This is a genomic window from Flavimobilis marinus (assembly GCF_900113055.1).
Classification (GTDB): domain Bacteria; phylum Actinomycetota; class Actinomycetes; order Actinomycetales; family Cellulomonadaceae; genus Flavimobilis; species Flavimobilis marinus.
The window spans coordinates 907052-928224 of record NZ_FONZ01000001.1 but is presented as its reverse complement, the minus strand read 5'-3'; the positions used below and the strand labels follow the sequence as shown (position 1 = coordinate 928224).

19 protein-coding genes are annotated in these 21173 nt (G+C 72.5%); all 19 read right to left on the bottom strand.

Going from position 1 to position 21173, the window contains the following annotated elements; all coding sequences use genetic code 11:
* Positions 1 to 40 precede the first annotated feature (40 nt).
* A complete protein-coding gene (locus BMZ30_RS04275; protein WP_093375331.1) occupies positions 41 to 277 on the bottom strand; it encodes an RNA-binding protein in 237 nt (78 codons plus the stop codon).
* Positions 277 to 711 (bottom strand): 30S ribosomal protein S16, encoded by a 435-nt coding sequence (gene rpsP, locus BMZ30_RS04270; RefSeq protein ID WP_093375329.1) that lies wholly within the window; start codon positions 709 to 711, stop codon positions 277 to 279. Before rpsP ends, BMZ30_RS04275 begins: the two co-directional genes overlap by 1 nt.
* Positions 712 to 888: 177 nt before the next feature.
* The gene (locus BMZ30_RS04265) at positions 889 to 1983 is read right to left on the bottom strand and encodes an amidohydrolase family protein (RefSeq protein ID WP_093375327.1); all 1095 of its coding nucleotides are present in this window, start codon (positions 1981 to 1983) and stop codon (positions 889 to 891) included.
* Between the two features lies 1 nt (position 1984).
* On the bottom strand, positions 1985 to 3577 hold the full coding sequence (gene ffh / locus BMZ30_RS04260; RefSeq protein ID WP_093375325.1) for a signal recognition particle protein: 1593 nt from the start codon (positions 3575 to 3577) through the stop codon (positions 1985 to 1987).
* Positions 3578 to 3633: 56 nt separating this feature from the next.
* Positions 3634 to 5382, bottom strand: coding sequence for a [protein-PII] uridylyltransferase family protein (locus tag BMZ30_RS04255; RefSeq protein WP_093375323.1), 1749 nt, complete (start codon positions 5380 to 5382; stop codon positions 3634 to 3636).
* A gap of 6 nt (positions 5383 to 5388) precedes the next feature.
* Positions 5389 to 5727, bottom strand: a complete 339-nt coding sequence (locus BMZ30_RS04250; protein ID WP_093375321.1) for a P-II family nitrogen regulator — start codon at positions 5725 to 5727, stop codon at positions 5389 to 5391.
* Entirely contained in the window at positions 5724 to 7028 is a 1305-nt protein-coding gene (locus BMZ30_RS04245) for an ammonium transporter (protein WP_093375320.1), read from the bottom strand. Before BMZ30_RS04245 ends, BMZ30_RS04250 begins: the two co-directional genes overlap by 4 nt.
* A gap of 157 nt (positions 7029 to 7185) precedes the next feature.
* A complete protein-coding gene (gene ftsY, locus BMZ30_RS04240) occupies positions 7186 to 8334 on the bottom strand; it encodes a signal recognition particle-docking protein FtsY (protein WP_093375319.1) in 1149 nt (382 codons plus the stop codon).
* Positions 8335 to 8382: 48 nt separating this feature from the next.
* Positions 8383 to 10035: a BCCT family transporter gene (locus BMZ30_RS04235; protein ID WP_093375769.1), complete on the bottom strand. Its 1653-nt coding sequence runs from the start codon at positions 10033 to 10035 to the stop codon at positions 8383 to 8385.
* 86 nt (positions 10036 to 10121) lie between these two features.
* Positions 10122 to 10409, bottom strand: coding sequence for a hypothetical protein (locus tag BMZ30_RS04230; RefSeq protein ID WP_093375318.1), 288 nt, complete (start codon positions 10407 to 10409; stop codon positions 10122 to 10124).
* 92 nt (positions 10410 to 10501) lie between these two features.
* A complete protein-coding gene (gene smc, locus BMZ30_RS04225) occupies positions 10502 to 14026 on the bottom strand; it encodes a chromosome segregation protein SMC (protein ID WP_093375316.1) in 3525 nt (1174 codons plus the stop codon).
* Positions 14027 to 14064: 38 nt separating this feature from the next.
* A complete protein-coding gene (gene ndk / locus BMZ30_RS04220; RefSeq protein WP_093375313.1) occupies positions 14065 to 14496 on the bottom strand; it encodes a nucleoside-diphosphate kinase in 432 nt (143 codons plus the stop codon).
* A 50-nt stretch (positions 14497 to 14546) separates the two neighbouring features.
* Positions 14547 to 15017 carry a DUF4233 domain-containing protein gene (locus BMZ30_RS04215; protein WP_229828255.1) on the bottom strand — a complete coding sequence of 157 codons (471 nt, stop codon included), beginning with the start codon at positions 15015 to 15017 and terminating at the stop codon, positions 14547 to 14549.
* Positions 15014 to 16624, bottom strand: coding sequence for an MDR family MFS transporter (locus BMZ30_RS04210; protein ID WP_093375311.1), 1611 nt, complete (start codon positions 16622 to 16624; stop codon positions 15014 to 15016). The genes BMZ30_RS04215 and BMZ30_RS04210 overlap by 4 nt, the downstream gene beginning before the upstream one ends.
* 88 nt (positions 16625 to 16712) lie before the next feature.
* Positions 16713 to 17315, bottom strand: coding sequence for a TetR/AcrR family transcriptional regulator (locus tag BMZ30_RS04205; protein ID WP_093375309.1), 603 nt, complete (start codon positions 17313 to 17315; stop codon positions 16713 to 16715).
* A gap of 68 nt (positions 17316 to 17383) precedes the next feature.
* The gene (gene dhaM, locus BMZ30_RS04200) at positions 17384 to 18106 is read right to left on the bottom strand and encodes a dihydroxyacetone kinase phosphoryl donor subunit DhaM (protein ID WP_229828257.1); all 723 of its coding nucleotides are present in this window, start codon (positions 18104 to 18106) and stop codon (positions 17384 to 17386) included.
* Positions 18103 to 18732 carry a dihydroxyacetone kinase subunit DhaL gene (gene dhaL / locus BMZ30_RS04195; RefSeq protein WP_093375307.1) on the bottom strand — a complete coding sequence of 210 codons (630 nt, stop codon included), beginning with the start codon at positions 18730 to 18732 and terminating at the stop codon, positions 18103 to 18105. Before dhaL ends, dhaM begins: the two co-directional genes overlap by 4 nt.
* 27 nt (positions 18733 to 18759) lie before the next feature.
* Positions 18760 to 19749, bottom strand: a complete 990-nt coding sequence (gene dhaK, locus BMZ30_RS04190) for a dihydroxyacetone kinase subunit DhaK (RefSeq protein ID WP_093375305.1) — start codon at positions 19747 to 19749, stop codon at positions 18760 to 18762.
* Between the two features lie 91 nt (positions 19750 to 19840).
* Positions 19841 to 21148, bottom strand: a complete 1308-nt coding sequence (locus BMZ30_RS04185) for a bifunctional folylpolyglutamate synthase/dihydrofolate synthase (protein ID WP_093375765.1) — start codon at positions 21146 to 21148, stop codon at positions 19841 to 19843.
* Between the last annotated feature and the right edge of the window lie 25 nt (positions 21149 to 21173).

Genomic DNA, 21173 nt, shown 5'->3' with positions numbered 1-21173 from the left:
CACGAGGGGCCGGGCCTGAGACGGTGACGCTCTGGGAGGCTCAGCGGCGGTCCACGTCGACGACGTCGACCCGCACGGGAGCCGGGGACAACGCCCCGACGACCGTCCGCAGGGCTCGCGCCGTGCGGCCGGACCTGCCGATCACGCGGCCGAGGTCGTCGGGGTGCACGCGCACCTCGAGAACCTCGCCCCGTCCGCGGTTGCGCGTCTCGACCTGGACCTCGTCCGGGTTGTCGACGATGCCGCGGACCAGGTGCTCCAGAGCGTCGGCGAGCATCAGGCCTGCTCCTCCGCCGACTCCTCAGCGGGAGCCTCGGCAGCGGGGGCGGGCTCGGCAGCCTTGGCCTCGGAGGCCTTGGCCTTGACCTTCTCGGCCTGCTCGGCCGCTGCGGCGATCGCGGCGGCAGGGTCGACCTTCTCGCCCTTGACGCGCAGGGTGCCCTCGGCGCCCGGGAGGCCCTTGAACTTCTGCCAGTCACCGGTGACCTTGAGGAGGGCGAGGACCTGCTCGGTCGGCTGCGCGCCGACGCTCAGCCAGTACTGCGCGCGCTCGGAGGAGATGTCGATGAGCGACGGCTCCTCGGTGGGGTGGTACTTGCCGATCTCCTCGATGACGCGACCGTCACGCTTGGTGCGGGAGTCGGCGATGACGACACGGTAGTACGGCGCACGGATCTTGCCGAGACGCTTCAGACGAATCTTGGTGGCCACAGTGGTGGTCTCTCCTGGTTCTCAGATGTGGGCGAACCGTGGCGCCACGCGGTGGGGCCGCACGGCGATCGGGTTCAGGACACGGCACTGCGCGGAGAGAGGGGCCGGGCATGCCGAGTACAGGGGGTTATTCTGCCAGACCCGGACCGATGCTCCAACACGTGCGCGGCCGGGGCTTCATGCCACCCGGCTCCCGCGCAGCACGACCGCGCTCGGCGTCGTGAGGGCACGCACGTCGCGCGCAGGGTCGGCGTCGTACACCACGAGGTCCGCGCTGGCCCCTTCGACGAGCCCGGGGACGCCCAGGTACTCCCGCGTGCGCCAGCTCGCGGCGCCCAGGACGTCGAGGGCCGGGACGCCCGCGCGGGCCAGCTCGGCGCACTCGTCCGCGATCCGCCCGTGGCTGAGCGTCCCGCCCGCATCCGTCCCGACGAGGAGCCGCACGCCGGCGTCGAACAGGTCGCGCACGTGCTCGTAGCGTCGGGCGTGCATCTGCCGCATGTGCCCGGCGTACACCGGGTACTTACCGTCGGCCTGGCCAGCGATCGCCCCGAACTGCGCCACCTGGAGCAGGGTCGGCGTCACCGCGACGCCCGTGCGCGCGACGCGGTCGATCTGCTGCGCCGTCAGTCCCGTCCCGTGCTCGAGGCAGTCGACGCCGGCGTCGAGCAACGGGTCGAGCGCCACGGTGCTGAACGTGTGCGCCGTGACGCGAGCACCGGCGTCGTGCGCCCGGGCGACGGCGTCGCCCAGCACGTCCGCAGGCCAGAGGGGCGCAAGGTCCGCCTCGGCCCCCGCCTCGCGGTCGATCCAGTCCGCCACGATCTTGACCCAGCCGTCCCCGCGCTCGGCCTGGCGCCGCACCTCGTCCGGAAGGTCCGCGACGTCGTCGAGCTCGATGCCGTAGCCGCGCAGGTAGCGCTTGGGGCGCGCCAGATGAGCGCCCGCCCGGATCAGTCGGGGCAGGTCGTCGCGCTCGTCGATCCAGCGCGTGTCCGACGGCGAGCCTGCGTCGCGCACGAGCAGCACGCCCGAGTCACGGTCCGCCAGGGCCTGCGCCTGGGCGGCCGCGCGGTCGGCCGGGCCGGTGGCGACGAGCCCGATGTGACAGTGCACGTCGACCAGCCCGGGCACGACCCAGCCCGGCACCCGCGTGACGTCCCCGGACGACGGCCGCTCGTAGGTGATCCGGCCACCGACCACCCAGGCCTCCGGTCGCACGTCGTCGTCGCCGACGCGGACCGGGCCCGCCAGGTGCAGGACGTCGGGCACGTCAGCCCCCGAGCAGCTTCTTCAGGTCGTCGGGCGAGAGGTCCGGGACCCCCGGCTTCTTCGCACCACCGAGGCCGAAGGCCGACCCCTGCGGCGCGGGCGCAGCCGGCATCTCGCCCGCCGCCCGCAGCCGCGCGAGGCGCTCCTGCTCCGCGCGCTTGGCGGGGTTGCCCGACTTGGCCTTGCCCTTCTTGGGCGGCGCCTGCATGCGACCCTTGGACTTCTTGCCCCCCATGCCGGGCAGCGCGCCCATGCCAGGCATGCCCCCGCCGCCGCCGCGGGCCATCTGCTTCATCATCTTCTGGGCACCGGCGAAACGCTCGAGGAGCTGGTTGACCGCCGTCGTCGTCGATCCCGAGCCCTTCGCGATGCGCGCGCGGCGCGAACCGTTGATGAGCTTGGGGTTACGGCGCTCGGCCGGGGTCATCGAGCGGACGATCGCCTCGATGCGGTCGACCTCACGCTCGTCGAAGCTCTCGAGGGCCTCGCGCATCTGGCCCATGCCCGGCAGCATCCCGAGCATCTTCTTCATCGAGCCCATGTTGCGCATGCCCTGCATCTGCACGAGGAAGTCCTCGAGCGTGAAGTCCTCCCCGCCCGCGAGCTTGTTCGCCATGCGCTCGGCCTCGTCGGCGTCGAACGCCTTCTCGGCCTGTTCGATCAGGGTCAGCACGTCACCCATGTCGAGGATGCGCGAGGCCATGCGGTCCGGGTAGAACGGCTCGAAGTCCGTGAGCTTCTCACCTGTGGACGCGAAGAGGATCGGGCGACCCGTGACGCTCGCGACCGACAGCGCCGCGCCACCACGGGCGTCGCCGTCAAGCTTCGACAGGACGACGCCGGTGAAGCCCACGCCGTCGGCGAACGCTCGCGCGGTGGTCACCGCGTCCTGGCCGATCATGGCGTCGATGACGAAGAGCACCTCGTCCGGCTGCGTCGCCTCGCGGATCTCCGACGCCTGGGTCATGAGCTCGGCGTCGATGCCGAGGCGGCCGGCGGTGTCGATGATCACGACGTCGTGCTGGCGGGACCTCGCCGTCTCCACACCGGCACGTGCCACGGCGACCGGGTCGCCCGTGGGGACCTCGTCCTCGCCGGCGACCCCCGGGTGCGGGGCGTACACGGGAGCCCCCGCGCGCTCACCGACGACCTTGAGCTGGGTCACGGCGTTCGGGCGCTGGAGGTCGGCCGCGACGAGCAGCGGGGTGTGCCCCTGCTCGCGCAGGTGCACCGCGAGCTTGCCGGCGAGCGTCGTCTTGCCGGCACCCTGGAGGCCGGCGAGCATGATGACCGTGGGCGGGTTCTTCGCGAGGTTCAGACCCCGCGCGTCCCCACCGAGGATGGCGACGAGCTCGTCGTTGACGATCTTCACGACCTGCTGGGCCGGGTTGAGCGCGCCCGAGACCTCCGCGGACAGCGCACGCTCCCGCACCTTGCCCGTGAACTCGCGCACGACGCTGACCGCGACGTCGGCGTCGAGCAGGGCCCGGCGGATCTCCCGCACGGTCGCGTCGATGTCGGCCTCGCTCAGGCGACCCCGCGTGCGCAGGTGCTTGAAGGTCGATGTCAGGCGGTCTGAGAGCGTGGCGAACACCGGTGTTGATCCTCACGATCGGCTGCTGCGGGGCAAGAGGGCTGCAACGGCACAGCCTACCCGCCGCCACCGAGATGGCGTCGTGCGCGCGCGGTGAGGTCGTCCACGAGGGTCGCGCGCCAGGACGTCCAGCCGGTCGGGCCGAGCGAGGACGAGTCGGCCTCCGTCAGGACCCGCAGGCAGGTGAGCAGGTCGGCTCGGCCCGCGACCGCGGCGACGAGCTCGGCGACGGTCGCGGGGTCGTCGGGGTCGGCGGTCGTCGCGAGCCGCGCGAGGGTCAGGTGGTGGCGGACCAGGAGCGTCACGTCGCCCACGACGTCGGCGGCGTAGCCCATACGGCCGAGGATGTCGGGGACGAGCGCGGCGCCCGCGACGCTGTGGTCGGCGGCGCCCGCGCGCTTGCCGATGTCGTGCAGGAGCGCGGCGAGGAGCAGCACCTCGGGGTCGGCGACCCGCTTGCGGTCGCCGCTGGCCCGGGCGGCGACCTCCACGAGGTGCCGGTCGACCGTGTGGCGGTGCACCGCCGCGCGCTGCGGCCGGTTCCGCACGCCCTGCCACTCCGGGATCCACGACGTCACGACGCCGGCGAGGTCGAGCGCCTCCCAGACCTGCACCTGGGCGGCGCCGGACGCGAGCAGCGACTGCAGGTGCGTGCGCGCGATCCGCGGCCAGGGCTCCGGCATGGGAGGGCAGAGCGCGAGCGACCCGACCGTGACGGGCGACAGCTGCAGCCCCGTGCGAGCCGCGGTCGCCGCCGCGCGCAGCGGGAGCAGGGGGTCGCGCTCGGGTTGGGCGTCGCTCGCCAGCACGAGCTCGCCGTCGTGCTCGACCAGGCCGTCACCGACGCGCTGCAGCCGGGGCGCGACCCGCCGGCCACGCACGATCCGCGGGCCGCGGCCGGGATGTGCCAACGCCTGCCGTGCGCGGCGTGCGGTCGTGTCCAGGGCGTAGGTGAGGACCCGACCAGCCTCGGCGGTCGAGGCCAGGAGGTCGTCGGAGTCGGCCAGGCCGCACAGTGCCGCGACCTCGTCCTGGTCCGCGAGCAGCAGCTTGTTGGTGCGACGTCGCGTGGCAAGGGCGAGCGCGTCACGCACGTCCAGGAGATGGCCGTAGGCGCGGTCGACCTCGCCGTGCGGGCGGTCGGTGATCCACGAGGCGGCGAGCGCGGAGAGCACGGTCGCGTCCCGGATCCCGCCGCGCGCCTCCTTGAGGTCCGGCTCGATGAGGTACGCGAGCTCCCCGAACCGGGAAGCCCGCTCGCGGGTGGAGTCGAGGAGCTCCGGGAGCCGGCGACGCGCCGCCCCGCGCCAGTCCTGGAGCACGGCCGACGACGCCGCGTGCACGAGGCTCGCGTCCCCCGCGACGGCCCGCGTGTGCAGGAGCCCGACCGCCGCGGGCAGGTCCTTGCTGGCCACCCGCCGGCAGCCGGCGAGGGAGCGGACGGCGTGGTCGAGCTCGAGGCCGGCGTCCCACAACGGGTACCACAGGCGCTGGGCGATCTCCTCGATCTGGTCGGCGGACCGGGTCCGGCCGTCGTGCAGCAGGACGAGGTCGAGGTCCGAGCACGGACCCGCCTCGTCGCGGGCCAGGCTGCCCACCGCCGCGAGGGCGAGGCCGTGGCCGTCGTCGACGACCGCGTCCCAGAGGCGAGCGAGCCCGTCGACGACGAGCGCGCTGGTCCGCGCGCGGCGTCGCGCGCCGCTCTCCCCCGCCTCGAGCGACGCGCGTGCGAGGGAGAGCCGAGAGGCCCGGAGGTCCCGCACCGTGGGGTGCGAGACCTCCGGGCCCGTGGTTGCGTCAGCCACGTGCGACTACAGCGCCTCGGCGCCGTGCTCGCCGGTGCGGACCCGGGCGACGTCGTCGACCGGGACGGTCCACACCTTGCCGTCGCCGATCTTGCCGGTCTGTGCCGCAGCAACGATCGCCTCGGTCACGGTCGTGGCGTCCTCGTCGATCACGAGCACCTCGATCCGGACCTTCGGCACGAGGTCGACCGTGTACTCGGCCCCGCGGTACACCTCGGTGTGGCCCTTCTGACGGCCGTAGCCGCTGGCCTCGCTCACCGTCATGCCTCGGACTCCCGCTGCCTCCAGGGCCGACTTCACGTCGTCCAGGCGGTGCGGCTGGATGATTCCTGTGACGAGCTTCATGCCTTGCCCTCCGTGATCACTCGGCCGGAGCCGATCGTCTCGTACGCGGCCTCGCCGTGCTCGGCGAGGTCGATGCCGCCCACCTCGACGTCCTCGCTGACACGCCACCCGAGGGTGGCCTTGACGCCGTAGCCGAGGACGGCGGTGACGATGCCGGAGATCAGCATCGCGGCGACCGCGATGACGATCTGGACGACGAACGACTCGATGCCGTGGCCGTAGAACAGGCCCTGGTCGGTGGACCAGAGGCCCAGCAGCACGGTGCCGACGAGGCCACCGACGAGGTGCACGCCGACCACGTCGAGCGAGTCGTCGTAGCCGAACTTGTACTTGAGGCCCACGGCCAGCGCGCAGAGCACACCGGCGACGAGGCCGATGAAGATGGCGCCCACCGGCGACACGAATCCGGCGCCCGGCGTGATCGCCACGAGGCCCGCCACCACACCAGAAGCGGCACCGAGGGAGGTCGGGTGCCCGTCACGGATCTTCTCCGTCACGAGCCAGCCGAGCATCGCCGCGCAGGTCGCGACCGTGGTGGTCACCCACGCCAGGCCGGCCTGCTCGTTCGCCGCGCCCGCGGACCCGGCGTTGAAGCCGAACCAGCCGAACCACAGCAGCGCCGCGCCGAGCATCACGAACGGCAGGTTGTGCGGACGCATGGGCTCCTTGCCGAAGCCCTTGCGCTTGCCGACGATCAGCGCCAGCACCAGACCGGCGATGCCCGCGTTGATGTGCACGACCGTGCCGCCCGCGAAGTCGAGCGGTGCGACGCTCGCAGCACCGTCGGTGGTCCCGAAGATCATGGCCGCGAGGCCGTCCTCGGAGCCGCTGAGCAAGCCGCCGCCCCACACCATGTGCGCGAGGGGGAAGTACGACAGCGTGACCCACAGGCCCGCGAAGGTCAGCCACGCCCCGAAGCGGGTGCGGTCGGCGAGCGACCCGGAGATCAGGGCGACGGTGATGATCGCGAAGGTGGCCTGGAAGGCCACCCCGACGAGCGCCGGCACGCCGTTCCCCGCGAGGATGCCGTCTGCGTCCGTCAGGTCGCTCAGACCGAAGAACTGGAACGGGTTGCCGAACAGGCCGGCGACGTCGTCCCCGAACGACATCGAGTAGCCCCAGAGCACGTAGATGATGCCGACGAGGCCCATGGCCCCGAAGCTCATCATCATCATGTTGAGGACGCTCTTGCTTCTGACCATGCCCCCGTAGAAGAACGCGAGCCCTGGCGTCATGAGCAGCACCAGAGATGCTGACGCCAAGAGCCACGCGGTGTTACCGGTGTCCAGCGTGAAGTCCATGTGACCGAATCCCTTCCGCACCAGCCGCTCGGCCGGTCTGGGGACCACAGTGGCCAACGGCAGTTACCGGTCCGGTCCGCTCGCGTTACGAACGTGGGACTTCACGCGCCACCAGGTAAACGTCGTGTTTCCACGACCCCTGTGTCTCGGTGGGTGGTCAGGAACCGAGCAGACCGTCGACGAACTGCTCGGCGTCGAAGGGGGCGAGGTCGTCCGGTCCCTCGCCCAGGCCGATGAGCTTCACGGGCACCCCGAGCTCGCGCTGGACCGCGACGACGATCCCGCCCTTGGCGGTTCCGTCGAGCTTCGTCAGGACGATCCCGGTGACGCCGGCCACCTCACCGAAGACACGGGCCTGGTTGAGACCGTTCTGCCCGGTCGTGGCGTCGAGGACCAGCAGCACCTCCGACAGGGGGGCCTCCTTGGTGATGACCCGGGTGATCTTGCCGAGCTCGTCCATGAGTCCCGCCTTGTTCTGCAGGCGGCCGGCCGTGTCCACGAGGACGACGTCGGCGCCCGTGGTACGGCCCTGACGGACCGCGTCGAACGCCACGGCGGCGGGGTCCGCACCCTCGCGGTCCGAACGCACCGTCGGCACGCCCACGCGCCGGCCCCACGTCGAGAGCTGGTCGGCGGCGGCCGCACGGAACGTGTCCGCGGCGCCGAGCACCACCGACGACCCGTCCGCCACGAGCACGCGCGCGAGCTTGCCCACGGTCGTCGTCTTGCCCGTCCCGTTCACGCCGACGACGAGCACGACCGCGGGGACGGGGCCGCCGTCCGTGTCGGTCGGGGCCGTCGCGAGCGACCGGTCCATGGTGGGGTCGACCAGCCGGAGGAGCTCCTCGCGCAGGAGCGCACGCACCGCGGTCGTCCCCTGCACGCCTTCGACGCGCACGCGCGTGCGCAGGGCGTCGAGCAGCTCGCTCGTCGGCCCAGCGCCGACGTCGGCGAGCAGCAGCGTCTCCTCGATCTCGTCCCAGTCGTCCTCGGTCAGCGAGTCGCGCGAGAGGACGGCGAGGAGCTTGGCGCCGAGCGGCGAGCCCGAACGTGCGAGCCGGCTGCGCAGCCGCACCATGCGGCCCGAGACGGGTTCCGGGACGTCGAGCGCGGGCGCGGCGGGCGCCGGTGCTGTGTCGACCGGCGCCCCGGCAGGGGCGGGTGCGACGGGCGTCTCGACCGCGGTCGGGGCGGTCGGGGGCGCCGGCGGGGCGGACTTGCGTCCGCGCCGAGGCACGAGCAGGCCCGCGCCTCCGACCACGGCGACGACGGGCAGCAGGATCCAGAGCCAGTTGAGATCTTCCACGCAGAGCAGTCTCTCACCAGGCACCGGGGGCGCGCGCGCCCCGCACGGTCACTCCGGGTGAACCTGGTTCGACGCAGGTGCGGGCGCGGCGGAATCCGCGGCTTCGGCTTCGCGACGCTCGGCCTCCTCCGGTGGGAGCACCTTGCGCCACCGCTTGGTCCGCAGCGGCGGGCGCTCGCCCGCATCCTCCTTCAGGGCGCGCAGGAGGGAGTAGATCATCACGTATCCCATGACGAAGAACGGCAGACCGACGACGATGATCACCTGCTGCAGGGCCTCGAGCCCTCCCGCCCCGGTCGCGCCGAGCAGGGTGCCGGCCACGGCGGCGACGCACACCGCCCAGAACACGCGCTGGCGGGTGGGAGCCGGGTCCTCGTGCCCGTTGGCGATCGTGTCCATGACGAGCGCCGCAGAGTCGACCGACGTCGTGAAGAAGACGATGACCAGCAGGATCGCCACGACCGAGATCACGGTGGTCCAAGGGAAGTGCTCGAGGAACTGGAAAAGCGCCCCGGGGATGTCGCCCTGCTCGACCACCGGCCCCGTGAGCGCACCGGGCTCGCGCCGCTCGATGTCGAAGGACGCCCAGCCGAACACGCCGAACCAGATCGCGCTGAAGGTCACCGGCACCGCCAGGACCCCGACGATGAACTGCCGGATGCTGCGGCCCCGGGAGATGCGCGCGATGAAGATGCCCACGAACGGCGACCACGTGATGGTCCAGGCCCAGTAGAAGACGGTCCAGGAGTTCTGCCAGCCGCTGTCGTTCATCGTGTCGTTCCAGAACGCGAGCTCGGGCAACCACGCCAGGTAGCTGCCGGCGCTCTCGATCGTGCCCTTGAGCAGCATCAGCGTGGGCCCCGTGACGACGACGAAGCACAGCAGCGCGACCGCGACGATGATGTTGAAGTTCGACAGCCGCTTGATGCCGCGGTCCAGGCCGACCGCCACCGAGGTGATCGCCACGGCGGACACCGCGGCGATGATCAGGATCTGGACGAGGCGCCCCTCCTCGATCCCGAACAGCGTGGCGAGGCCGCTGTTGATCTGCAGCGTCCCGAGCCCCACGGAGACCGCGACCCCGAACATGGTCCCGACGATCGCCGTGATGTCGATGACCGCGCCGAGCGGGCCGTGGATCCGGTCACCCAGCAGCGGGTGGAAGATCGAGCTGACCCGGGGTGGGAGGTTGCGCTTGTACATGAAGTACGCGAATGCCAGCGCCGGCAGCGTGAAGATCGTCCAGGTGTGCAGCCCGAAGTGGTACAGCGTGAAGGCCATGGCCTCCTCGAACGCCGCGGCGCTGCCCGGCTCGACGTCCTGCATGGGCGGGTTCGCGAGGTGGTTGATGGGCTCCGCCACCCCCCAGAACATCAGGATCGTGCCGATGCCGGCGGCGAAGAGCATGCCGAACCAGCTCAGCCCGGAGTGTTCCGGACCCTCCTCCTCGGGGCCGAGCCGCACCCGACCGAACCGGCTCACCGCCATGTAGAGCAGGAAGATCAGGAAGACCGTGACGCCCAGGATGTAGAACCAGCCGAGGTTGTCGAGGATCCAGCCCGTCGCTCCGGCGAAGAACGCGTCCACCTGCTCGGTGAACAGCACGGTCAGCAGCACGAAGAGGATCGTCACGAACGCCGACGTCATGAAGATGACGGGGCCGGTGCGCAGACCGAGGGCGTCGTGGATCCGCTGGGACAGGGCGCGCAAAATCGAACCTCCCGGTAGTGGTCTGTCGACCATCCCCTCACGGGGCTCCGGGCCGTGCAACCGGGCGCGTGCCGGGACTACCGCCGCTCGGGTCGCTTCTCGAGGAGCGAGGCGACCTCGTCCGGTCCCAGGTACGCCTGACCGGGCTGGGACGCCGCGGTGAGGAAGTCCTCGAGCGTCGAGACCTGGGACTCGGTCTCGGCGGGAGCGCGGCCGCGGTCACGCAGGCCGGCGCGGACGTCGGCCACGAACCCCCGGATCCCGTGCGGGATGTCCGGCGCGTCGGACGCGCTGCGGAGCGCGACGTAGAAGACGGCGCACGCAGCGCCCAGTGCCAGGGCCAGCCAGAGGAGGTAGTCGATCACGGTCTCATTGTGGGATGACTTCGGCGTGGCCGCGCGGGCACCGAGCAGGTCCGCCGCGTTTCACCACATGATCTTCACCGCACGGCGCGCGGTCACTCGGCACGCAGTCGCTGGCTGATCACAGTGGTGATGCCGTCGCCGCGCATGGTGACGCCGTAGAGCGCGTCGGCGATCTCCATCGTGCGCTTCTGGTGGGTGATGACGATGAGCTGGGAGTCGCGCTGCAGCTCGGTGAAGATCTCCAGCAGGCGCCCGAGGTTGACGTCGTCGAGGGCGGCCTCGACCTCGTCCATGACGTAGAACGGGCTCGGGCGCGCCTTGAAGATCGACACGAGCAGCGCGATCGCGGTCAAGGAGCGCTCCCCGCCGGAGAGCAGCGACAGGCGCTTGACCTTCTTGCCCGCCGGACGCGCCTCGACCTCGATCCCCGTGGCGAGCATGTCTGACGGGTCGGTCAGGACCAGCCGACCCTCACCGCCGGGGAACAGTCGGGGGAAGACGTCGGCGAACTGCGCCTCGGTGTCCCGGAAGGCCTCGGTAAACACGCGCTCGACCCGCTCGTCGATGTCCTTGACGATGTCGAGCAGGTCGGAGCGAGACTTCTTCAGGTCGGCGAGCTGCTCCGTCAGGAAGGTGTGGCGCTCCTCGAGCGCCGCGAACTCCTCGAGCGCGAGCGGGTTGACGCGCCCCAGCTGCGCGAGCGCACGCTCGGCGCTGCGCAGCCGCTTCTCCTGCTCGGCACGGACGTACGGGACGGTCGGGGCGTCAGGGTCGGGTCCGGGCACGGGGACGTGCGGCCCGAACTCCTCGAGGAGCGTGTCCGGGGCGATGCCCACCTGCTCGACGCAGCGGGCCTCGAGCTGCTCGAGCCGCAGCTGTTGCTGCGCCCGGGCGACCTCGTCCCGGTGCGCGACGTCGGTCAGCTCGCGCAGCGCCGCAGCCAGGCGATCGACGTCGGCGCGGGCGGCGGTGATCTGCTGGTCGCGCTCCGCGCGCGCGGCCTCCGCGCGTTCCCGCTCCTGGCCCGCAGCCATCAGCGAGCGCTCGAGGGCTGACAGCGCTCGGGCGGCCCCCGCCTCGACAGCGTGGGCACGGGCGGCCCGCCGGGCTCGGACGATCGCGCGGCGGCGCGCTCGCTCCTGAGCCTCACGCTCCGCGGCGGCGGCGCGCTCGAGCGACTGCGCCCGCCCAGCCAGCGCACGGGCGCGCTCCTCGCCCGTGCGCAGCTCGAGGCGGGCCTCGGTCTCCCGGGCACGGGCCTGGGCGGCGAGCCCGGCGAGCTCGTCACGCCGGGCCGTCGCCTGCGCCACGGCGTCCTCCGAGTCGGCGGGCTCACGCTGGGCCACCTCGAGGCGCGCGGTGAGGTTCGCAAGCTCGACGCGGTCCGCGCCGAGCGTCTGCTCGGCCCGCTCGACCTGCGCCCGGCTGCGCTCGACCTCGGCGGACGCGGCGCGCGCGACCGAGCCCAGGTGCCCGAGCTGCTCGGCGACGGCGGCGAGCGCGGCGTCGGACTCGTTCAGTCGCGCGAGCGTCTGGTCGTAGCGGGACCGCGCATCGGACTCGGCCTGCTCGGCGGCGGCGAGCAGGCCGAGCAGCTCGGCGGCGCGAGACTCAGCCCGCGCTGCCCCGGCGCGGGCTTCGTCGAGCGCGGCCTGGAGGTGGAGCACGCTCGGCGCCGCCGCAGAGCCGCCGGACGCGAGCGCCGCGCCCAGCACGTCTCCCGCGCGCGTCACCGCCGTCAGCTCCGGGTGCTGGCGTGCGGTCGCGCGCGCCGTCGCGAGGTCCTCGACGACGACGACGCCCCGCAGCACGTGCCCGAGCGCACCCGCGAGCGCCGGGCCGGTCGACACGACGTCGCGTCCCCAGGTCGCGCCTTCCGGCGGATCGCCCCCGGCGGGGACGTCGGCGGTGCCCTCGACGAGCAGCGTGGCCCGCCCGGCGTCGTCGGTCCGCAGCCACCGGACGACGTCGACGGCCGCGCCGAGCGACTCCACCACGAGCGCCTCGGCGACCTGCCCCAGGACCGCAGCGACGGCGTCCTCGTACCCCGCCGTGATCGTGACGAGCGCAGCGAGCGAACCGCGCACACCGGGGAGATCGGCCGCGAGGACGGCGCCGACGGCGTCCTTGCGGCTCAGGCTGAGATCGAGCGTCTCGACGCGCGCGGCGAGGGTCGAGTGCTCCTGCGCCACGGCCCGCTGCTCCTCGCGCAGCGCGGCACGACGCGCTTGCGCATCCTCCAGAGCGCCCGATGCCTCCTCGTGCGCCGCATCGAGCCCGAGCTCGCCCTCCTCGACGCCGGCGACCTCCGCCTCGAGCGCGACGAAGGACGCCTCGGCCTCGGCCCCCCGGGACTGCGCCTGCGTCATGCTCTCCCGCAGCCGCCCGACCTCGGCCTCGGTGGCCTCGACACGCGACCGCCGAGCCGCGACCTGGCCGGCGAGTCGTGCCAGCCCCTCGCGGCGGTCGGCGGCCCCGCGCAACAGCGTCGCGACCGCGCGCTCGGCGTCCGCGGCCTGCTCCTCGGCCTGGGCGCGGAAGGTGACCGCACCCTCCAGGGCGGCCCGAGCACCCTCGATGTCCGCGAGCAGCTCGGCCTCGGTCGCGCGCACCCGCGCCGCCTGCTGCTCGAGGCCCGACGGGTCCGGCCCCTGCTCGACGACCTCAGGACTCCCGAGCAGGCGCACCCGCTCCTGCGCGAGGGTGAGCGTGCCCCGCAGCCGCTCGCGCAGCGAGGACAGCTGGTACCACGTCTCGGCGATCGCGGACAGGCGTGGTGCCGCGAGGGCGGCCTCCTCCTCGAGGGCCGACGACGCCGCGCGAGCCTGAGCGAGGCTCTGCTCGACCTCGGCCTGCTGGGCCCGCAGCGCGGACTCGTCCGCCTGCTCCTGCTCGAGCGTCGCAGTCAGCTGCGCCAGGTCGTCTGCGAGCAGACGGGCGCGTGCGTCGCGAACGTCGCTCTGGACGGTCTGGGCTCGCCGCGCCACCTCCGCCTGCCTGCCCAGCGGCCCGAGCTGGCGGCGGATCTCGCTGGTCAGGTCGGTCAGGCGCGTGAGGTTGGCCTGCATCGACTCGAGCTTGCGCAGCGCCTTCTCCTTGCGCCGCCGGTGCTTGAGGACGCCGGCTGCCTCCTCGATGAACCCTCGTCGCTCCTCCGGGGTCGCCCGCAGCACCGCGTCGAGCTGTCCCTGGCCGACGATGACGTGCATCTCGCGGCCCAGGCCCGTGTCCGACAACAGCTCCTGGATGTCGAGGAGGCGGCACGACGCCCCGTTGATGGCGTACTCGGAGCCGCCGGAGCGGAACAGGGTCCGCGAGATCGTGACCTCGGCGTAGTCGATCGGCAGCGCGCCGTCCGCGTTGTCGATCGTCAGCGAGACCTCGGCCCGCCCGAGGGGCGGCCGGCCGGAGGTGCCCGCGAAGATGACGTCCTCCATCTTGCCGCCCCGCAGGGACTTGGCGCCCTGCTCCCCCATCACCCACGCGAGCGCGTCGACCACGTTCGACTTGCCGGAGCCGTTGGGCCCGACGACGCAGGTCACCCCGGGCTCGAGGTGCAGCGTCGTCGCCGAGGCGAACGACTTGAACCCGCGCAGCGTGAGGGTCTTGAGGTGCACGGCCGCGCCTCAGCGGCCGGCCGCGAGGCGACCGCGCGTCACAGCGCCGGGAACCACAGGCCGATCTCACGTGCAGCGGACTCCGGGGAGTCGGAGCCGTGGACGAGGTTCTGCACGACCGCGGTCCCCCAGGCGCGCCCGAGGTCGCCGCGGATCGTGCCGGGCGCGGCGCTCGTGGGGTCCGTCGTGCCGGCGAGGGACCGGAATCCGGCGATGACCTCGTGGCCCTCGACGACCAGGGCCACGACCGGGCCCGACATCATGAACTCGACGAGGGGGCCGTAGAACGGCTTGCCGAGGTGCTCGGCGTAGTGCTGCTCCAGGAGCTCGGTGGTGGCCTCGCGCATGTCGAGGGCAACCAACCGGTAGCCCTTCGCCTCGATCCGGCGGAGCACCTCTCCGGTGAGGCCGCGCCCCACGCCGTCGGGCTTGACCAGGACAAGGGTGCGCTGCGCTGCTGCTTCACTCATGCGCCACACCCTATCGGTGCGCGGTCGCTCCGCGTCTCGACCCGACCACGTCAGTGCGCGCGCGGCGGACTGAGCGGCGGGATCTCGCCGGGGTGCGCCGCGTCGTACGCGGCGCGCTCCCGGTCGACGCGGGCGCCGAGTCGGAGCGAGACCACCCAGAGCACGACGAAGATCGCCGCGACCACGAACATCATGGGCACCACGAACCCTGCCGCGACGACGGGCAGCTGCGCGAGCGACCCGGCGAGGTATCCGCCCGGGCGCCCGACGAGGCGGCTCAGGACGAGCAGGACGACGACCATCGTGCCCCCGAGGCCCCAGATGAGGCCCGGGGGCAACGACGGTGCGACGTCCGGGACGGTCCGCAGCCCGTAGAGCGCGAGCGTCGCGAACACCATGACGAAGGACTCGAGCACGAGGATCGTCGAGGTGAACAGCACCTTGGCGGACTTCTTGGGCCGGACGACGAGGTCGTCGTGCGCGTCGTCGGCGGCGCTGGGGGGCTGCGGTTCGGTCGTCACACGCCCGAGGATACGTTCTCGGTCTCGTCCGCCATGACGGCCTCGCCCCGGGCGATCATGCCCGCCTCGTGCGAGAGCTTGACCTCACGCAGGAAGAGGGTGAGCACGAACCCGACCGCGACGATCGGCACCAGGTACCAGAACGACGGCGCGAGCGCGTCCGCGTACGCGGCGATGATGCCCTCGCGCAGCTCGGTCGGGTAGCCCTGGACCACGCCCGGCGTCAGCGCGGTCGGGTCGAACCCAGCCAGCTGCTCGAGCGGCACGGTCTCGGGCAGCTTCGCGAGCTGGTCCACGAGCCGGCCCGTGAAGACGGTGGAGAACACCGCGACGCCCACGGCCGCGCCGATCTCCCGGAAGAAGTTGTTCGAGCTGGTCGCGGTGCCGATCTCGTGCGGGTCCACGGCGTTCTGTACGGCGAGCACGATGGTCTGCATCACGAGCCCCAGCCCGGCGCCGAGGATGAACAGCATGACCGAGATCGTCACGAGCGAGGTGTCGCCCTTGATCTGGGTGAGCGCGACCAGCGACGCCGTCGTGATGGCCATGCCGATGACGGGGAACTTCTTGTAGCGGCCGGTCCGGGTGATCCAGATGCCCGAGCCGATCGCCGTGAGCATCACGCCGGCGGTCATCGGGAGCAGGAGGTAGCCGGACTCGGTGACCCCGACGCCCGAGGACATCTGCAGGAAGGTCGGCAGGAAGGACAGCGCCGAGAACATGCCCATGCCGATGACGAGGCCGACGGCGGTCGAGATGGTGAACGTCGGGTTGCGGAACAGGTGCAGCGGGATCATGGGCTCGACCGCGCGGCGCTCCGCCCAGACGAACAGTCCCGTCGCGAGGACGAACGTGATCGTCAGAGCGAGGAGCCCCGTATCGGAGAAGTCGTAATCGCGCTGCCCGCTCCAGCTCTCCCACGTCGCCAGCAGCACGAGGCTGGAGGTCGCCACGACGAGGGTCCAGATGCCCATCCAGTCGATGGGGCGGTTCGACCGGTGGCTCGGCAGCTTCAGCGTCTTCCAGGCGACGAAGAACGCCGCGGCACCGATCGGAATGTTGATCCAGAACGCCCAGCGCCAGTCCGCGTGGTCCGTGAAGAGTCCGCCGAGCAGGGGCCCGACGACGGCGGCGATGCCGAACAGCGCGCCCATCGGGCCCATGTACTTGCCGCGGTCCTTGGCCGGGATGATGTCCGCGATGATCGCCTGCGACAGGATCATCAGCCCACCGCCGCCCAGGCCCTGCACGCCGCGCCACGCGACCAGCTCACCGAAGCTCTGCGAGAAGCCGGCCCCGGCGGACGCGAGCGTGAACACGCCGATCGCGAACAGGAACAGCCACCGGCGGCCCCACAGGTCACCGAACTTGCCGTACAGGGGCATGACGATCGCGATGGCCAGGATGTAGGCGGTGATCAGCCAGCCCTGGTGCTCGACGCCGTTGAGCTCGCCGACGATCGTGGGCATCGCGGTGCCGAGGATCGACTGGTCGAGCGAGGACAGGAACATCGAGGCGAGCAGCGCCCCGAAGATCAGGCGGATGGACCTCTTGTCGAGGACGACGATCGGACGGTCGGGTGCCGTCGCGGCTGGTGCTGTGGCCATGGGATGTCCTGGTTCTCGGGGCGTCGTGGGGGCGCGGGGGTGGGGGCGGGTGACGGCGGGGGGCTGGTGCTCGACGCGGCTGCGTCGGTCAGCGGGTGAGGGAGCGCAGGTCGTCGACGACGCCGGGCAGGTGGCGCACGGGGTCGTCGGCGCAGCCGCTGGACTCCCAGTGCCGGTACGTCGAACGCAAGAGCAGGCCGAGGAGCTCGTGGGTGAGCGCCTCGCGGGGACCTGGCTCCTCGACGCCGGCGCGTCGCGCGACGAGGCGCTCCATGGTCGTGCGGTGGTCTTCGAACCACGCCATCTGCCGCGCGATCAGGCTCGGCTCGCGCCGGGCGAGCTCCATGATCGTGTGCAGCCGCTCGTGCGCGACCGGGGGGTCCGCGAGGAGCTGGGTGACGAGGTAGGCGCAGTCGTCGAGCTCGTTGCCGGTGGGTCCCCCGTCGACGAACGCGGCGACGGCCGCGTCGTCGAGCGCCCACGGCCCGATGGCGAGCACCGCGTCGACCTTCGACTCGAAGTAGTTGAAGAACGTGCGGCTGGAGACGCCGACGCGCTCACAGATCATCTCGACGGTGACGTGGTCCAGGCCGTGCTCGGCTACGAGCTCGTGGCTCGCGCTGATGAGCGCCTCGCGGCGCGCGGCCTTCTTGCGCTCGCGCAGCCCGGGGCTGGAGGTCTCGTCGGTCACCCCGGAAACCTACACAGCAAGTAGTTTTTCAGTCAATGCAAAATTGCGCAGCGTGCATGTCTTGCGCGTCACACTTCACCGAAGCCGCCCTCGATCGCCTCAACCACCGCGGTGACGGCCTCCGCGGCCGCCGGGCCGTCCGCCTCGACGCGCACAGTCGCTCCGCCCAGGACCCCGAGCTTCATGAGCTCGAGCACGCTCGCGGCGTTGACGCCCTGGATGCGGACGGCGGCGTCGAGGCGCGCGACCATGCGCGCCAGGATCGCGGCCGGCCGCGCGTGCAGACCCATCGGGTTGCGGACCATGACCTCGCGGGCGACGGTGCTCACGGCGTCCTCCTCGTCTGCGGCGGAGTCCCAGCCGCGCACCGCCAGGGTACGGCCCGCCCGGTCCGCGAACGTCGACCCTGCGTGCTCGGCCGCGTCGAGGACCTCGGACGCCGTGCCTCCCCCGTGCGCGACGACGGCTGCCGCGACCGCGCCCTCGACCAGCGGCGCGTCCGCGAGGTGGACGCGCGCGCGGACGTCGTCGTCGGCCAGCTCGAGCGCGGCCTCCACGGTGAGGACGGCGGACCCCAGGTCGGTGAGCACCACCGCGCCGCGGAGCGCCTGCGCGCCGGCGCGCAGCGCCGCGTCCACCGCCGCGAAGTCCGTGCCGAGCGAGCCGTCCGGCAGGCCCCCGACGGCGTGGATCGCGACGCCGGGCGCCATCTGCAGCGCGAGCTCGGCCACACCCGCCGCGAGCTGGGCGGAGTGCGAGACGAGGACGAGCGCGACGCCGGGATCGGTCACGCTGCCGCCCGTGCCGCCGCGTCGAGGAGGATCGCGGAGGAACGCGCCCCGGGATCCATGTGGCCGGCGCTCCGCTCCCCGAGGTAGCTCGCGCGGCCCTTCGACGCCACCAGGGGGATGGTCGAGCGCGCGCCGTCCGCGGCCGCGTCGGCGGCCGCCCGGAGCACTGCGGCGGGCTCGTCCCCGGCCCCGGCGGACCGCACCGCGGCCTCGACCGCGGGTGCCCACGCGTCGACCATGGTCTTCTCCCCCACCCCGGCCCGCCCGCGCGACGTGATGCCCTCGAGCGCCCCCTCGAGGAGCGCGACGACGGCGTCCGGGCCGAGCTCGGCGAGGCCGGACACCTTGCCGGCGCGCAGGAACGCGGTGCCGTAGAGGGGGCCGGACGCGCCACCGACCGAGGACATCAGGGTCGTCGCCACCGTGGTCAGGATCTCTCCGACGGTCGCGGGACGATCCATCCCCTCGATCTTCGCGGCGACGGCAGCGAAGCCGCGGTCGAGGTTGACGCCGTGGTCACCGTCCCCGATCTCGCGGTCCAGCTCGACCAGCTCGTCCTTGGCCTCCGTGATGGCCTGCGCGGCCAGGGCGACCCAACGACGGGCCCACTCGACGTCCAGCGTCATCGTGTGCGGTTCCTCCTCAGCGGGTGCTCACCAGCGCAGAGCGGCGGTGTGCACGGGTGCGTCCCACAGGCTCGTCAGCTCCTCGTCGAGTCGCATGACGGTGATCGATGCCCCTTGCATGTCCAACGACGTCACGTAGCTGCCCACCAGGGAGCGGGCCACCTGCACGCCGCGCTCCGCGAGCATCGTCCTCGCCCGACCATAGACGACGTAGAGCTCCGACAGCGGGGTCGCGCCCATACCGTTAACGAACAGCAACACGGACTCCCCCGACGCCAGGCGGAGGTCGTCCGTGACGGCGTCGAGGAGCGCCGCGGTGATCGCGTCCGCGCCCGTGAACGGCTCCCGGTGGCGACCAGGTTCGCCATGGATCCCGATGCCGATCTCGACCTCCTCGTCGGTGAGGTCGAAGCTCGCGCGGCCCGTGTGCGGCACGACGGGCGCGCGCAGCGCGACGCCCATCGAGCGCACCGCACCCGCCGCGCGGCGGGCGACCTCGGCGACGGCCGCGAGGTCGTCCCCACGCTCGGCCGCGGCCCCGGCGACCTTCTCCACGAGGAGCGTGCCCGCGACCCCGCGACGGCCGGCCGTGAACAGCGAGTCCTCGACCGCGACGTCGTCGTTCACGAGCACCTGCTCGACGTCGAGGCCGTCGGTGAGCTCCGCCGCCGTCTCGAAGTTGAGCACGTCGCCGGTGTAGTTCTTCACGATCGCGAGCACGCCCCCGCCCGCATCGGCTGCCTGATACGCGGCGGCGATCTGGTCGGGCGTGGGCGAGGTGAACATCTCGCCGGGCACCGCGGCGGCGAGCATGCCCTCTCCCACGAGGCCGGTGTGCAGCGGCTCGTGTCCCGAGCCACCCCCCGACACGACCGCGACGGTTCCGCGCAGCAGCGGCTGCGCGCGGGTCACGTACATCGGGTCGAGGTGCACGCGCACGAGCTCCTCGTGCGCCGCACCGAACCCCACGAGCGACTCACGCACGGCGTCGTCGACGGCGTTGAGCAGCTTCTTCATCTCGCTTCTCCTTCAGCCTCGGGCCGGCGCGTGGTGGCTCACGCGCCCGCCCTCGCCACTATGCCCCCGCAGACCCCGCGCCCGCCAGGGCTCACGGCCGCCCGAGCAGCGTCCGGACCTCCGCAGCGAGGATGACCGACCCCGCGACGACGACGCCCGTGCCGGTGCCGACCCCCGTGGTGTCGTCGCGCTCCGCCAGGCCCGCGGCGCGGTCGAGCGCGTCGTCCAGGCGCGGCTCGACGTGCACGCGGTCCTCGCCGAACACCTCGACGGCGATCTCCGCGAGGTCGTCGGTCGGCAGCGACCGGTCCGAGCCGGACTGCGTGACGACGATCTCAGCGAGCACCGGCTCGAGGACGGAGAGCAGCGACTCGGCGTCCTTGTCCGCGAGCACCCCGATCACGCCGATCAGACGGGTGAAGCCGAACGACTCGTCCAGCGCTGCGACGAGCGCCTCGGCTCCCGCGGGGTTGTGCGCCGCGTCGACGACGATCGTCGGGCTCGAGCGCACGACCTCGAGGCGCCCCGGCGAGTCGACGTCGCCGAAGGCGGCCTCGACGACCTCGCCCGCGAGCGCGGCGCCGCCCGTCACGAGAGCCTCGGTCGTCGCGAGGGCGAGCAGGGCGTTCTGCGCCTGGTGCGCACCGTGCAGCGGCAGGAAGATCTCGGTGTACAGGCCGCCGGGCGTGCTGAGGTCGATCAGCTGACCGCCCACGGCGACGTGCCGTGCCGCCACGGAGAGCTCCGCGCCCTCGCGCACGACCCGCGAACCGCGCTCGGCGGCAACGGCCAGGACGATGCCCTCGACCTCCTCGGACTGCTCCGCGAGGACCACCGTCGCGCCCGGCTTGATGATGCCCGCCTTGGTGTCCGCGATCTCGCCGACCGTGTGCCCCAGCCACCGCTGGTGGTCGAGCGCGATCGGGGTGAGCACCGCGACGTCGCCGTCGGCCACGTTGGTCGAGTCCCAGGTGCCGCCCATGCCGACCTCGATGATCGCGACGTCGACCGGGGCGTCCGCGAACGCGGCGAACGCCATCACGGTGAGCACCTCGAAGAAGCTGAGCCGCGGTCCGCCGGTCGCCTGCGACTCGACGTCGACCATGTGCACGTACGGCGCGACGTCCTGCCAGACCTCGACGAACCGCTCGTCGCTCAGCGGCTCGCCGTCGATCGCGATCCGCTCGGTGACGCTCGCCAGGTGCGGGCTCGTGAACCGACCCGTGCGCAGGCCGTGCTCGCGCACGAGCCGTTCGACCATCCGGGCGGTCGACGTCTTGCCGTTCGTGCCCGTCAGGTGCACGACGCGGTAGGCCCGCTGCGGGTCGCCGAGGAGCTCGCACACCCGCTGCACGCGGCCGAGCGTGGGCTCGAAGTCGTGCTCCGGGCTGCGATCCATGATCGAGGCGTACACCTCGGCCAGG